General features: G+C 72.6%; 16 protein-coding genes. 5 read left to right on the plus strand and 11 right to left on the minus strand.

What is annotated here, in order from left to right; all coding sequences use genetic code 11:
- Positions 1-24: 24 nt before the first annotated feature.
- From ACT01A_RS12605 to ACT01A_RS12635, 7 genes are all read right to left on the minus strand, one after another.
- Positions 25-1,290: an RNA polymerase sigma factor gene (locus ACT01A_RS12605; protein WP_445152606.1), complete on the minus strand. Its 1,266-nt coding sequence runs from the start codon at positions 1,288-1,290 to the stop codon at positions 25-27.
- On the minus strand, positions 1,272-1,547 hold the full coding sequence (locus ACT01A_RS12610) for an SH3 domain-containing protein (protein ID WP_445152607.1): 276 nt from the start codon (positions 1,545-1,547) through the stop codon (positions 1,272-1,274). The genes ACT01A_RS12605 and ACT01A_RS12610 overlap by 19 nt, the downstream gene beginning before the upstream one ends.
- The gene (locus tag ACT01A_RS12615) at positions 1,528-2,250 is read right to left on the minus strand and encodes a hypothetical protein (protein WP_445152608.1); all 723 of its coding nucleotides are present in this window, start codon (positions 2,248-2,250) and stop codon (positions 1,528-1,530) included. The genes ACT01A_RS12610 and ACT01A_RS12615 overlap by 20 nt, the downstream gene beginning before the upstream one ends.
- Positions 2,251-2,339: 89 nt before the next feature.
- On the minus strand, positions 2,340-4,043 hold the full coding sequence (locus ACT01A_RS12620; RefSeq protein WP_445152609.1) for a thioredoxin-like domain-containing protein: 1,704 nt from the start codon (positions 4,041-4,043) through the stop codon (positions 2,340-2,342).
- Positions 4,044-4,061: 18 nt separating this feature from the next.
- A complete protein-coding gene (locus ACT01A_RS12625; RefSeq protein ID WP_445152610.1) occupies positions 4,062-4,673 on the minus strand; it encodes a TetR/AcrR family transcriptional regulator in 612 nt (203 codons plus the stop codon).
- A 127-nt stretch (positions 4,674-4,800) separates the two neighbouring features.
- Positions 4,801-5,280 carry a SixA phosphatase family protein gene (locus tag ACT01A_RS12630; protein WP_445152611.1) on the minus strand — a complete coding sequence of 160 codons (480 nt, stop codon included), beginning with the start codon at positions 5,278-5,280 and terminating at the stop codon, positions 4,801-4,803.
- A gap of 29 nt (positions 5,281-5,309) precedes the next feature.
- Entirely contained in the window at positions 5,310-6,734 is a 1,425-nt protein-coding gene (locus tag ACT01A_RS12635; protein ID WP_445152612.1) for a hypothetical protein, read from the minus strand.
- 93 nt (positions 6,735-6,827) lie between these two features.
- Between ACT01A_RS12635 and ACT01A_RS12640 the strand changes: the two genes are divergently transcribed.
- The 4 genes from ACT01A_RS12640 to ACT01A_RS12655 are packed head-to-tail and all read left to right on the plus strand — an operon-like array spanning position 6,828 to position 10,348.
- The gene (locus ACT01A_RS12640; protein ID WP_445152613.1) at positions 6,828-7,412 is read left to right on the plus strand and encodes a TetR/AcrR family transcriptional regulator; all 585 of its coding nucleotides are present in this window, start codon (positions 6,828-6,830) and stop codon (positions 7,410-7,412) included.
- The gene (locus tag ACT01A_RS12645; protein ID WP_445152614.1) at positions 7,409-8,638 is read left to right on the plus strand and encodes an acyl-CoA dehydrogenase family protein; all 1,230 of its coding nucleotides are present in this window, start codon (positions 7,409-7,411) and stop codon (positions 8,636-8,638) included. The genes ACT01A_RS12640 and ACT01A_RS12645 overlap by 4 nt, the downstream gene beginning before the upstream one ends.
- Positions 8,638-9,717, plus strand: coding sequence for a phosphotransferase family protein (locus tag ACT01A_RS12650; RefSeq protein WP_445152615.1), 1,080 nt, complete (start codon positions 8,638-8,640; stop codon positions 9,715-9,717). Before ACT01A_RS12645 ends, ACT01A_RS12650 begins: the two co-directional genes overlap by 1 nt.
- 46 nt (positions 9,718-9,763) lie before the next feature.
- A complete protein-coding gene (locus ACT01A_RS12655; protein ID WP_445152616.1) occupies positions 9,764-10,348 on the plus strand; it encodes an HAD-IA family hydrolase in 585 nt (194 codons plus the stop codon).
- Positions 10,349-10,362: 14 nt separating this feature from the next.
- Here ACT01A_RS12655 and ACT01A_RS12660 read toward each other — a convergent pair whose 3' ends face one another.
- Together ACT01A_RS12660 and ACT01A_RS12665 are read right to left on the minus strand one after the other, a co-directional pair.
- Positions 10,363-10,509: a hypothetical protein gene (locus tag ACT01A_RS12660; RefSeq protein WP_445152617.1), complete on the minus strand. Its 147-nt coding sequence runs from the start codon at positions 10,507-10,509 to the stop codon at positions 10,363-10,365.
- A 7-nt stretch (positions 10,510-10,516) separates the two neighbouring features.
- Positions 10,517-10,687 (minus strand): hypothetical protein, encoded by a 171-nt coding sequence (locus ACT01A_RS12665; RefSeq protein ID WP_445152618.1) that lies wholly within the window; start codon positions 10,685-10,687, stop codon positions 10,517-10,519.
- A 136-nt stretch (positions 10,688-10,823) separates the two neighbouring features.
- Between ACT01A_RS12665 and ACT01A_RS12670 the strand changes: the two genes are divergently transcribed.
- Positions 10,824-11,840 (plus strand): diguanylate cyclase, encoded by a 1,017-nt coding sequence (locus ACT01A_RS12670; protein ID WP_445152619.1) that lies wholly within the window; start codon positions 10,824-10,826, stop codon positions 11,838-11,840.
- A gap of 347 nt (positions 11,841-12,187) precedes the next feature.
- On the opposite strand, the gene ACT01A_RS12675 is transcribed toward ACT01A_RS12670, so the two are convergent.
- Entirely contained in the window at positions 12,188-13,117 is a 930-nt protein-coding gene (locus tag ACT01A_RS12675; RefSeq protein WP_445152620.1) for a cytochrome c oxidase assembly protein, read from the minus strand.
- The gene (locus tag ACT01A_RS12680; RefSeq protein WP_445152621.1) at positions 13,114-13,953 is read right to left on the minus strand and encodes an EamA family transporter; all 840 of its coding nucleotides are present in this window, start codon (positions 13,951-13,953) and stop codon (positions 13,114-13,116) included. Before ACT01A_RS12680 ends, ACT01A_RS12675 begins: the two co-directional genes overlap by 4 nt.
- Positions 13,954-13,975: the final 22 nt, after the last annotated feature.

Raw genomic sequence — 13,975 nt, forward strand, 5'->3', positions numbered from 1 at the left:
TGTCCCTCAGGGTAGACCGTCCGATCAAGGGCCCTGCGCAGCAGCCGACCAGCGTAACGACCCGGTCGCGTCGGGCCGCTTGCACAGGATCGACACGATGGCCTTGCGATCGTGCACGGGTGCCGGACCGCTGAGCGCCAGCCGCACCGCCGCGGTGTCGGCCACGCCCATGACCGTGCCCGGCGCGTAGCTGACGTTCAGCCGCGCGCCCGATGGCGGCAGCAGGTCGGCGACCGCCAGCCCGGCCGGGCACGTCAGCCGGACCGTCCGCGGCACGCGCTGTGCGCCCGCCCGGATCGTCACCGCGCGCCGGACGACCGACGTGCCGCGCGGCAGCGCGACGCCCTTGTCGATCCCGTGCGCCGGGAGCGCAGGGCTCGACAGCGCGACCGGCGCCGGGTCGCCGGGCCCGAAGACCTCCTGGGCGCCGACCATGCTCGCCACGCCGGCCACCGCCACGACCGACGCCGTCGTCAGCGCGCCGCCCTTCGAGACGCCCGCGCCGCCGCCGAGCTTCAGCGACAGCCCGCCGCCCGCGCCGAGCACCGTCAGCAGCAGCGGCGCGGGCGCGAGCATCCGCAGCGCCCGGCGCTCGGCGCGCAGCGCGGTCCGGAAGTCGCGGCAGGCCGGGCAGGCCGCGAGGTGGCGCAGCGCCCGCGCCTGCGGGCGACGCCGTGCGTCGTGGGCGGCCAGCAGCTCGTCGCGGACCTCGTCGCAGCCAGCGCGTCGCCCGCCCTCGATCTTGGCCAGCGTGCCGCGCGCGCGGTGCACCAGCGACCGCGCCGCGGGCTCGCTCATCCCCAGCTCGCGGGCGAGCTGCGCGTGCGTGATCCCGTCCAGCTCGCGCCGCACCAAGGCGTGGCGCTGGGACTCGGGCAGGACCGCGAGGTCGTCGATCACCTGCCGCAGCCGTGCGCGACCCTCGACGGCCACGGCGGGCTCCAGGTGCGCGGGCGCCGCCAGCGCACCGGCGCCGCCCTCGATCAGCGCCAGGTCGACGGTGTCGGTACGTACGCGGCTCAGCTCGTCCAGGCAGCAGTTGCGCGTCAGCCGGTACAGCCACGGTCGCAGCGCCATCGGCCGGTCGTCGCGCAGCAGCGCGCGGTAGGCGCGCAGCAAGGCCTCCTGGACGACGTCCTCGGCGACCTGCGCGCGCGACGCCCCGAGCACGCGCCGCGCGAACCGCACCAGCGGCGCGCGGTAGCGATCGTCGATCGCGTCATACGCGCCCGGCTCCCCGGCGCGCAGCGCGGCGACGAGCCGCTCGTCGGTCAGCGCGCGCGTCGACACAGCGCCCTCTCGGGAACCCAGCCCATCAGCCCGTCGCGCGCGCGGATCAACACCCAGCGGTCGACCGGCCGGCCGTACACCGAGAGCTTCTGCGGGCGGTAGAGGTAGCCGACCGCGAAGCCGTGAGGCGCGTCGCGGACGGTGACGCGGTCGACGCAGAGCTTGCGCTTCGGCGGCGGCGCCTGCTTGGCCGCTGCGGCCGTGGGCGCGACGAGCGCCACGACCGCCAGCAGCGCGCTAACGCGTGACAAGGACACGCCCGTGCAGCGTGATCGTGGTGGCTCCGGCGAGCGGACCGGTGACGACGCGGACGACGATCTGCAGCCCGCCGCGCCGGTGCCGGGCGTAGCGCGTCCCGGCCAGCGGCACCTGGACCGAGCCGTCGTTGTAGGTGTTGGCCGGCCGCGCCCGCACCGACCGGCGCGGGTGGCGGATCGGCACGACGCGCTTGGTCCGCCGGGCGCGACGGACCTCCGCGGCGCTGGCGATCCCCGCGCCGGGCCCGACGAACAGCGACCAGCCGAGCTGGCGGCAGTTGGCGCCCGCGCCGAGCATGGGCAGGTCGACCACCGCGCGGGACTCGGGCAGGTACCACCCGCCGTCGCGCAGCTCGGCGCTCGGGTTGGGATGCAGGAGGCGCTCGTCGGCGTCCGGGGCGGCGATCCACCCGTAGCCGCGCAGGTCGGCGGCCGCGAGGTCGACGCCCGGACCGACGACCTCAAAGCCCCAGCAGGGCACCAGGAGCGTGTGCGGCCGATCCAACTCCGGCAGGTCGAGCCGGAACGTCTGCGTCGTGTTGGGCTGGAGGTCGTAGGTGGCGTCGTGGGCGTAGACCGGCCACGGCGTGACGTACTGCGTGGCCTCGGGCGCGACGTTGGCGGCCGTGGCCGCGGGCGCGCCGAGGGCAGCCGCCCCGATCAGGGCGGCCGTGGCGAGGGCCGTGGCGGCGCGACTGCGCATCGTGTGGATGACTCCTCCGGAGGGACCAACGTTTCGGTCTGCACCCTCCGAAACTCCACGCGGCGCTGCGCGTGACGCAGTTAGCTCACCTAGGTGAGCAGCACGTCGTAGGCGCGCTGCGTGCGGCGCAGGCGGCAGGCGTCCGGACCGCAGGTCGCGGCCAGCAGCTCGAGCGTCACGCGGCCGGAGCCTTCGCCGAGCGCAAGCTCGACGGTCACCGGCAGCGTGCTCGCCGTCCACGTCGTCGGCTCGCGCAGCAGGCCGTCGCCCTCGGCGACCGCGCGCACCCGGATCGGCGGGCCGCCCGCGGGGTCGAGGTCGTCCTCGCCGGGGTCGAGGTCGAGCTGCACGGCAAGCGTGGACCCGGACGGCTGCACGATCGTCCCGGCGACCGCGGCGGGCGCGTCGTCGGTGGAGTCGCTGCCGGCCGGGCGCCCGACCTCCAGGTCCTTGGTCCGCGCGCGCAGCGGGTCGACGCGCACGACGCGGTGGTTGCCGGTGTCGGCGACCAGCAGACGCCCGTCAGGCAGCGCGGCCAGGCCGCCGGGCTCGGAGAAGCCGTTGACGGGCACCGTCCACAGGTGCGCGCCGCGCCAGACGCGGACCGTGTCGTTGAAGGTGTCGGCGATGTACAGCTCGCCGTTGGGGCCGAGCGTCAGCCCGAGCGGGTGCTGAAGACGCGCGCGGACGCCGTCCCCGTCGCCGTCGCCCCAGGCGAAGAGCCCGGCGCCGGCGAGCGTCTGGACCTCGAACGTCCCGGCGCGCACGACGCGCAGCGCGCTGGCCTCGGCGTCGAGGAACGCGAGGTCGCCGTCGGAGGTGATCGCCAGCGCGGACGGCTGCGCGAGCACCGCCTCCAGGCCGGGACCATCATGGAGGCCTTCAGCGCCGGTGCCGGCCAGCACTTGCAGCTCGCCCGCGCGGTCGACCGCCCACAGCCGGTGGCGCCCGGCCTCGGCGATCACGACGTGGCCGTGCCAGACGACGACGTCCCACGGCGACTTCAGCGCGTCGGTGATCAGCTCGCGCGGGCGGCCGTCGAGCGGGACGCGCCAGACGCGATCGGCGCCGGTCTCGCAGACCAGCAGCGTCGCGGTCTCGCCGACGCCGTCGAAGCGCACGCCCTGAGGCTGGTAGAAGCCGTCGAGCTCGTGCTCGACCACGCCGTCCAGCGTGCAGACCAGGACGCGGTCGTGGCCGGTGTCGGCGATCGCGACGCGCGGCGCGCGGGTGGAGCCGTCCTCGAGCGCGACCTTGCCGGGGAACGCCAGCTCGCCGGTACCCGGCGCCTCGGTGATGTCGTCGTGCGCGAGCAGCCCGCGCCGCAGCGTCCCCTTCGCCTCGCCCTCGGCAATCAGCGCCTCGATCGCCGCGGCCAGCTCAACCGCGTGGCCCTCGCCGGAGACCGTCTTGGCGACACGGCCCTCGGCGTCGATCAGGACGAGCGTCGGCCAGGCCTTGACCGCGTAGGCATCCCAGGTCGTCATCGCCGGGTCGTCGATGACCGGGTGCTCGATGCGATGCCGGGCGACCGCGTCGCGCACCGCGGCGTGCTCGTGCTCGTGCGGGAACTTCGGCGAGTGGACGCCGACGACGACGAGCGTGTCGGCGAACCGGCGCTCCAGCCCGCGCAGCTCCTCGACCACGCGCTGACAGTTGACGCACGCCAGCGTCCAGAAGTCGAGCAGCACGACCTTCCCGCGCAGCTGCGCGAGCGACAGGCCATCCGGAGCCCCGATCCAGCCGCCGTCACCGGCGAGCTCTGGCGCCCGAACACGGGCACGATCCAACATGCCCCTCAGTGTGCCGCGTCAGGACGCGCGGTCGGACAGCAGCGCCATCAGCGTGAGCGCCAACGCGGCCGAGGCGGCCTCGACATCGAGGCGTTGGTGGGTGCGCAGCGCGTCCCAGGCCGACCAGGAGCCGGCGGCGCCCAATGCGGCGGACAACGTGGCGCGTTCGCGCTCCGGGCGGGCGGCGAGCTCGGCCGCGAAGACCCGCGCGAGCTCCTCGCGCTTGGTCGCCCGGAACTGCTCCAGCGACGTGTGGACCGCGTCTGAGAACGGCTCCATCAGCAGCGCGCCGCGGCGCACGGCGGCGATCCACTCGTACACGCGGGCCCGCTGCGCGACGACCTCGGCAACGCGCTCGGCCAGCGGCGCGTCGGTGTCGATCGCGCCCATCAGCGCTTCGAGATGGGCCTCGCGATGCGCCGAAACCGCGGCGAACAGGGCCTCGCGGTCGGCGTAGTGCTGGAAGACGGTGCGGGGCGCGACGCCGGCCCGTGCCGCGATCTCCTCGATCGTGGGCTGGGGGTTGCCCTCTTCGAGCAGGTCGACCAGCGCCTCGACGATCGCCGCACGGGTGCGGCGGGATCGCGCGACGCGTCCGTCTAGTGGGGTGACGTCCGCAGAATCAAGCATGAACCGGCGTCAGGAATGTATGGCGGCGCCCCGAAATGCGCAACGCCCCGTTGAGGTAGGTCTGAGGCAAGAAACGGTGCATTTGCGGCCCGTTTTGGATCGGAGCCGCTCGTGTTTCCTCGGAGACTCAGGCGACGCCGGCGATGCGGTCCAGCTCGCGCGGGCGCAGCAGCGCGATCAGCTCGCCGCGCGTGCCCTCCAAACGGACGCCCGCGACGCCGCCCTTCTTGAAGTCCACGCGCGCGCCGGTGAGGTCGAAGACGACCTGCGCGAAGTCCGGGTTGTGGCCGACGACGAGGATCCGACCGTCAGGCTCGACGCCGAGCAGCAGGTCGCGCGCGTCGGCGACCGCGAAGTCCTGCGCGAGCACCGGGGTGACGATCGGCTCGTGCTCGCCGAGCGACTCGCACGCCAGCAGCGCCGTGTCGCGCGCCCGCACCTTCGGGCTCGTGTAGACGGCCTGAAAGGTCAGCTCGAGCGCCGCCAGCGCGCGCCCGGCCGCGCGCGACTGGGCCTCGCCGCGCGCGGTGAGCTCACGCTCGGGGTCGGGCTTCGCGTCGTGGGGTTCGGCCTCACCGTGCCGCAGCAGCCACAGCTGGTTCGCCATGGCTGGGACCCTAACTACTCGCGCGCCGGTCAGCCCAGCGAGCGGGTGGCGGGACCGGTCCAGGTCTTGCCGTTGCCGTCGGTCCACTTCACGCGCCACTCGCGTGAGGAGGTGCCGCGCGTGGCGGTCGAGGTCCAGGCGCCGGTGGCGTTGGTCGTGACCGTCTTGAGGGTCTTGAACGACCCCGACGACGAGCTGCGCTGCTGGACCGTGACCTTCGTGACGGCGGTCGCCGGGCGCACGAGGCCCCAGAGCGAGACCTTGGTAGAGGAGCCAGACTTCTTGGCGACGAGCGGGAGGCGGAAGCCGTCCAGCGCGGGCTTGGCCTTGCCGGAGGAGGTCCGCAAGCCGGACTCGAAGCCGCCGTACTTCGCGCTGCCCGTCGCGCCCTTGACCGGCTCGTCGTCGGTCAGCAGGTACTGCGAGAACGCCTTCACGCGCGAGTTGTAATAGGCGATGCGCTCCGAGAACGAGCGGTACTCGGCCTGGCGCTGGAGGCTGACGCCGAAGACCGGGTCCGGCGTGGACTGGATGCCGAACTCGGTCAGGTAGATCGGCAGCGACTTGTTCACCACGCCGGCCTTGCCCGCCTTGTCGAGCGCGCTGACCAGGCGCGACAGCGTCCCGATCATCACGTTGTTGGGGCCGGGCGACTTGAACAGCGGGCCGCTCTTGTTGGTGTAGGCGTGATGGGCGTAGCCGTCGACGCGCAGCTTGGAGCAGCCGCCGACCTTCTTGTAGTTGCTGTTCAGGCACAACGCGCCGCGCAGGAACGTCAGCGGTGCGACGTCCTTGCCGGTGCCGGTCGGCGCGGTCTCGCCCATGAGCACGGGCTTGGTGTCGCCGGCCGCGGCCAGACCGCGCAGCGCGGCGGCGTAGAGGCCGCGGTAAATCCCCGGCGAGACCGGGCGCTGCTTGGAGTCGTACTGCGGCTGCAAGAACTGCGGGTGGTTGGGCTCGTTCCAGATCGACCACCGCGAGACCTCGTTGCCGAAGTGCTTGGACAACGCGGTCATGAACATGCGGAACTCGTTGGGGCTCGGACGCGTGACGTTGTCGCGCGCGCCGTTGGTCGCCCACTGCGGCACCGGGCCGGACGCGGTGACCTGCACGGTCCAGCCGCGGGCCTTGGCCTCGTCGAGCACCGGCTGGTACTTGGACCAGTTGTAGACCGACGGGTCGGCCATGTCGAGCTTGGGCTTGACGCGCGAGGTCGCCTCGGGGGCGACGTCCTGCCAGTACAGGACGATCCGCAGCGCGTGTGCGCCGAGCGAGCCGATCTCGTCGAAGGCGGCGGCGCGCTTGTCGGTGTCGAAGAGGTCGCGCGGCGCCTCGAAGGTGACCTCCTGGGTCTTGCTGGCGTGCGCGGCGGGCGCATGCGCGAAGGCGGCCAGGAGCAGGGCGGTCAGCGCGAGCAGCGCTGTGGGGAGGGGGCGGCGGAGCGGGGAGGTCATCACGTGAGGAGGACACGCTAGCGACGAGAGAAGTTGCGTGGCGCTGTCGTGAGGCTTGCATGAGATTCCTGTTTCGCATACCTTCGGGTAGGTATGGCAACCCGAGCCGCCGCTGCCGAGGCCACGCGCGCCGCGCTGATCGACGCCGCCATCGAGCGCTTCGCGGCCGACGGCCTGGGCGTCTCGTTCGAGACGGTCGCCGCGGACGTCGGCGTCACCAAGGGCGCGCTCTACCACCACTTCGGGTCAAAGGACGGGCTCGTCGAGGCGGTCTACAAGGAGGCGATCCGTCGCCACGCGGACCGCATCGTCACCGCGTCGTCTGACGGCGACGGGCACGCGCGGCTGTTGTCGCTGGTCGACGCCTCCACCCGCCTGTACACCTCGCGCACGCCGTTCTACCGACTGCTCACCACGTTGCACCTGTCCGCGGTCTCCGACCGCCCGCAGCTCGCCGACATCGCGCGGCGGATGCAGCGCAGCCAACGCGACTTCATGATCGACCTCGTGCGCCAGGGTCAGCACGACGGCTCGATCCGACCCACGCTCGACGCCGAGGCGCTCGGGCTGACGGTCAACGCCGCCCTCGAGGGCTTCCTGACCCAGCAGCTGGAGCCCCCGTCGCAGCAGCGGCGGTGGGTGTCCAGGTTCCGTTCGTTGTTGGAGGACATGTTGTGATCGACTTCACCGTGCCGGACGAGCTGCAAGAGCTGCTCGCCCGCGTCAAGGCCTACATCTCAGAGGACGTGCTGCCGGCCGAGGCCGACGTCGCCGACCCCGACGACGTGCTCGCGTCGTGGGACGTGGTCGAGCGCCTGCGCGACCGGGCGCGTGAGCGCGGGATCTTCACCCCGCACCTGCCCGAGGAGTACGGCGGCCTGGGCATCGGGCCGTTGGGCATGGCCTTGATCAGCCAGGAGCTGGGGACGGCGCCGCTGGGCGCGCTGGGCATGAACTGCATGGCGCCCGACGAGGGCAACATGCACACCTTGCTGCTGGCCGGGACCGAGGCGCAGAAGGAGCGCTGGCTGCGCCCGCTGGCCGAGGGCTCGATCCGGTCGTGCTTTGCGATGACCGAGCCGGAGGTCGCGTCGAGCGACCCCACCAACTTGGAAACGTCCGCGGTGCTTTCGGATGACGGCAGCGAGTGGGTGATCAACGGGCGCAAGTGGTGCATCACCGGCGCGATCGGCGCGGCGTTCTCGATCGTCGTGGCCAAGACGGGTGACGACTCCGCGGCCGGCCATCGCAACTACTCGTTGATCCTCGTCCCGACCGACACGCCAGGCTGGGCCGTCGAGCGCGACCCGGAGTGGATGGGCTCGCACTCGCCCGGCGGCCATCCGATCATCACGCTGACCGACGTGCGCGTCCCGGTCGACAACCTGCTCGGCGGCCGCGGCGAGGGCTTCGTCATCGCCCAGAAGCGCCTGGCCGGCGGCCGGCTGGCGCACTCGATGCGCTGGATCGGGATGTCGCAGCGCGCGCTGGACCTGGCGACCAAGCGGCTGTTGGAGCGCAAGGCGTTCGGCAAGGAGCTGGCGCGCCACCAGATGTTGCAGGCGATGATCGCCGACTCGGCGATCGACCTGTACGCCTCACGCCTGATGGTCTTGCATACGGCCTACAAGTTGGAGAACGGCCTCCCTCACCGCCAGGAGGTCGCGATGACCAAGACCTTCGTGTCGGAGGCCTTCGGCCGCATCGCCGACCGCGCCGTGCAGATCCACGGCGCGGCGGGGATCGCGCTCGACCTGCCGGTGGGCAGGATCTACCAGGACGCGCGCGCGGCGCGCATCTACGACGGCGCCTCGGAGGTGCACCGCATGACGATCGCGCGCGAGCTGTTGAAGCTGGCGATGACCGGCGAGTCCACGAAGGCGGCGACGGGGGACCTAGGCTGATGCCGTTCGAGATCGCCGCGGACGACATCGTCCGCACGTTCGACGAGGTGCCCGCGGACGGACGACCGCCGTTGTTGGTGCTCGACCCGTTGTTGTCGTTCTTGGATGAGGCCGGCCTCGGTGAAGGCGAGCCGTCGATCAGCGCGATCGGCGACGGCCATTCCAACGCCACGTACCTGTTCGAGCGCGGCGACATCCGGTTTGTGCTGCGGCGCCCGCCGCGGCCGCCGATCCCGCCGTCGGCCAACGACATGCTCCGCGAGGCGCGCGTCCTGCGCGGGCTGGAGGGTCGTGCACGGGTGCCTCGCGTGTTGGCGGTCTGCGAGGACGAGAGCGTGATCGGCGCGCCGTTCTACGTGATGGAGATGGTCGAGGGCCACGTCGTCACGATGGCGATGCCGGAGGAGCTGGACACGCCGGAGGAGCGACAGCGCACGGCCTATGAGTTGATCGATGCCTTGGTCGAAGTGCATGGGGTCGACTGGCGCGCGGCCGGGCTGGAGGGCTTCGGCAAGCCCGACGGCTACCTGGAGCGCCAGCTGCGGCGCTTCCTCGGGCTGTGGGACCACAACAAGACGCGCGAGATCCCGGCGGTCGAGAGCGTCGGCGAGTGGCTGAAGACCAACCTGCCGGCCTCGCCGCCCGCGACGATCGTCCACGGCGACTACCGCCTGGGCAACGTGCTGCTGGCGCCCGAGCCGCCGTCGCGGATCGCGGCGATCCTCGACTGGGAGATGTCGACGATCGGCGACCCGCTCGCCGACCTGGGGTACTTCTGCACGCTCTACGTCCAGCAGGACGATCCGCCGGTGGGCAAGTTCGAGCTGTCGCCGGTCACGCGCCAGGACGGCTGGCCGACGCGCGCCGAGCTGGTCGCGCGGTATGAGGAGAAGTCTGGGCGCTCGATGACCGACATCCGCTGGTACCAGACGCTCGCGCTGTGGAAGTCGATCGTCTTCATGGAGGGCAACTACAAGCGCGCGTCGTCGGGCATGAGCGACGACCCGTACTTGAAGGCCTTCGGCGACGGCGTGATCGAGCTGGCGCAGCGCGCGGAGGGGCTGACCCGTGGGGAGTGAGGCGCTCGCCCCGCACCGCGGCCTCCTCATTGACTGGGGCGGCGTCATGACCACCAACCTGTTCACGGCGTTCGGCGCGTTCTGCGCAGCCGAAGGGTTGGAGGCCGAGGTGCTGGGCAACGCGTTCCGGTCGGACCCCGCCGCGCGCGAGGCGCTGATCGCCTTCGAGGAGGGCCGGCTGGAGGACGACGCCTTCGCGCTGGCGCTGGCCGCCACGCTGGGCCTGCCGCCCGAGCGCGCCGAGGGCCTGATCGACGGGCTGATGGCCGGCGCGTCGCTGGAGACCGACATGGTGGACATGGTCCGCCGCGCCCGGGCCGCGGGGATCAAGACCGCGATGGTGTCGAACTCCTGGGGCGCGGACCGCTACCCGCGCGAGGTGGTCGAGGAGCTCTTCGACGCGACCGTGATCTCAGGGATCGAGGGCTTCCGCAAGCCCGACCCCAGGATGTACCTCTTGGGCGCCGAGCGCGTCGGCCTGCCGCCGGAGGCCTGCGTCTTCGTCGACGACCTCCCCTTCAACCTCAAGCCCGCCGCCGAGCTGGGCATGGCGACCGTCCTACACGGCGAGCCGGGCGCGACGATCGGCCGCCTCGAGGTCCTCCTGGGCCTGCCGCTGCGCGCGGCCTAGGCGCTACGGGCGGGCTAGTCGCCGCCACCGAAGAACGGGAATCCAGCGCCGCCGTCGCTGCCGCTGCGCGTGCGGGTCGCTCCGCGGCGGTCGCCGGGTCGTGCGCGCACGACCAGGAAGATGAGCAGAACGGCGATCGCCAGCGAGAGGATCAGCGCCATGCGCCGATCATGCCGTACGGCTGGGCTTTCCGCGCGGGTGCGAGAGGCGCTTGCGGGCCTCGTCGATGCGGGCGCGGGTGCGGGGATCCTTGGCGAGGCGCTTGGCCTCCTGGGTCAGGCGCTGACCCTCCGGACCCTGTGCGAACTGGCGAACTTGCTTGAGGAATCGGGTGGTCATGTCTCAGTTGACGTCCCCGACCTGACAGGCAGTCAAACGGCGGCGCTCAAGCCAGGTGGCCATCGGCCGATCGCACGAGGGGATGGAGAGGTCGACTGGGTCTTGGCTGTGTCCGACGGAGGCGGACCGCGCGCGCATGCTCGAAGCGGGTTCGCTCGTGCGGCTCACGCGCGTCTGGGTGTCGCTGCTGGTCGCCGTGGCCACGGCGACCGCGGGCCCGTTCGTCGGCTGGTGGCCGTCGATCTTCGGCGCGCTCTCCGCGTTGCAGGTCGCCACGCTGGACCGGCGCGTCGCGCGCAGCGCGCGACCCGAGCGCTACGTCGCGGCCTCGTTCCTCTCCACCGCGATCTTCGCCACGGCCGGCGCGGCCACGTCCGGCGGGCCGCAGTCGCCGATGCTCGTGCTCGTCGCGCTGCCCGCGATCCTGATGGCCAACCGCTTCCGGCGGCCGGTCGTGGTCGCCGGCCTCACCGCGACGCTGGCGATCCTGCTGCTCGGCTCGGTCGCGGTCGACCCGGGCTCGTTCGCCGAGGACCCGTCGCTCGTGCTCGTCACCTGCGCGCTGGTGATCGGCGTCGTCGTCTTCACGCTCTCGCTGAGCGACACCGAGATGGCGCTGCGCGAGGACGCCCGCGTCGATCACCTCACCGGCCTGCACAACCGTGCCTCGCTGGCGTCGCGCTTCGACGAGCTGCGCTCCCAAGCCCGCGTGACCGGCAGCTCGATCGCGCTCGTCGTCTACGACCTCGACCGCTTCAAGTCGGTCAACGACGACCTCGGCCACGACCGCGGCGACGCCGTCCTGCGCGACACCGCCGCGCTGCTGCGCCGCCACCTGCGCGCCGAGGACCTCGTCTACCGCCTCGGCGGCGAGGAGTTCTGCGTGCTCCTGCCCGGCGTCGGGGTCACCGAGGCCCTGGAGATCGCCCAGCGCCAGCGCGAGTCGATCGAGGAGGCGCGCCCCGGCGGCGTCGCCATCACGGTCTCCGGCGGCGTCGCGGCCGCGCGTGGTTATGCGATCGCCTGGGAGTCCCTCTTCCAGCACGCCGACGCGGCGCTGCTGCGCGCCAAGCGCGAGGGGCGCAACCGGATCGTGGTCGACGGCGACGACGATGCGGCCGACGCCGACGTTGACCTCCCCGCGGCGGCCTAGGCGCTGATTGCGCCTCAGTGCGGAGCGTCTAGGGCGGCGCTCCTTATGTTGGGCGAGGCATCGAGGGAGTGAAGCCGGGTTGGCGTGGCCACCGCCCCGGGTCGTCCGCGCGCGCCGCGCCGGGCTCCAGGGGGCGATTCGGGACCGAACCGCCACGAGACCGATGAGGACACGCTCCTGGTGTCGCCATTCGGGCCCGAACCCTCCCGAGCCCGGCACCGCGCCCGCGGACGACGACCAGCGGTGGCCACGCCAACCCGGCTTCACTCCCTCGGTGCCCTCCCATGACAGGGAGCGCCACCCAGTCGGGCCGCGCTGACGCCATCGACGCCCCGAGCCGCCGCCGCCTAACCGCCTTCGTCTGGACTTGTGGCCCCAGGAGGGCCTGAAGTCGAGACGGAGCGCTCGATCCGCGCCCGCAGCTCGGCACCGCGTCCCGCCGCCACGGCGCGCGCCGCGCGGTCGGTCGTCAGCGGCACCCCGCGTGCGGTCGCGAGGTCGAGCAGCTCCTGGCGCTCGTCGTTCTCCCGCGCGGCGCGCAGGAACAGCCAGCAGAAGAGCCCGATCGTCAGCAGCGACTCTTCGACCATCATGATCGAGCCCGCGACGACCTGGTCGTCGCCCGGCGAGATCCCGTGCAGCGCCTCGCCCGGCGCATACGCGGAGTAAAAAGCGCCGCCGCCGAATAGGAACGCGTTGGCCAGCGCGGCGCCGACCAGGCGCACGGCGATGATGTACCCGGCCTTCCAGCCCGTGCCGAACCACGTCGGCTTGGGCAGCGGTCCGAACAGGCACATCCACACGTTCGCGCCGAAGAAGATGAAGCACAAATGCTGGAGCGCGTGGACGCCGTCGTGGTGCAGCGCGGCCTCGTGCAGCGCGGGGATGTGCCAGGCCACCAGGTCGATCGCCCACAGCGGCAGCGCCACCAGCGGGTGCGCGAGCACGCGCAGCTTGTCGAACAGGTTGATCCGCATGACCGGCGCGAGCACCGGTCCGGTCAGGCCGACCACGACCAGCAGCGCGCCTAGGTCGGCGATCACGAGGTGCTCGACCATGTGCGCCCAGAAGACCTCCTCAGCCAGCGACGCCAGCGGCGAGACCAAGACCATCACGATCAGCGCGAGGCCGGAGTAGAACGCGACCTGCTTGGCGACCGGGACGGCCCGCGGGGTCCCGCTCAGCGTCCGGGCGCGTCGCCAGTACAGCGCCGCCGTCACGACCGCGGGCGCGATCTGTAGCGGGGCGAACGTGAACGTGGCGGCGGCCGTCGTCATCCGGCCGCGACCGCCGCGACGCCGCCCAAGGCCAGCGCGATCCCGAGCATCTGCGGCGGCGCGACGCGCTCCTTCAGCACCACGGCGGCCAGCAGCACGGTCATCACGGGGTACATGCCGCCGAGCACCGAGACGACGCTGAGGTCGCCCTTGGTGTTGGCGATCGCCACCAGCGCCGTCGCCATCAGGTCGATCGTCCCGACCGCGCACAGCCCCAGCGCCATGCGCCCGCTGGGCAGCGTCGGCCGCCGCACCGCGATCACGGCCGCGATGAACGGCATCGCCGCGCCGCGGGCGAGCACCAGCGTCCACGGCACCGACGCATCGGCCGGCGCGTCGGTCAGCGCGAAGAAGCCGCCGAAGCCGACCGCGCTGATCAACGCCAGGATGATCGCGCGCCGCGACGCCGCCGCTTGGGCCGCGTCGTCGTGCTGCTCGCGCGAGGCGAGAACCACGCCCGCGACGATCGCCACCAGCCCCAGCGCGCTCACCGCCGACGGCCGGTCTCCGGTGATCACCCCGACGATGACCGGCAGCGCGACGCCCGCCGAGGAGATCGGGGCGACGACGCTCATCGTCCCGATCGACAGCGCGGCGTAGAAGCAGCCGAGCGCCAAGACGCCCGACAGCCCGCCGGCCGTCGCCGACCAGAAGTCGCGCGCGTCGGAGAAGAACGGCTCGTGGCTGAGCAGCGCGATCGCCACGATCACGACCAGCCCGCCGCCCTCGACCAGGAACAGCACCACCGGCACGTTCACACGCCGGCTGGCGAGCCCGGCGAGGAAGTCGGCGAGCCCCCACGAAGCCGCGGCGGCGAGAGCGAGGGCGATGGCCATGCGCGGCGGATCGTCCCATGCG

This window comes from Baekduia sp. Peel2402 (genome assembly GCF_052567285.1).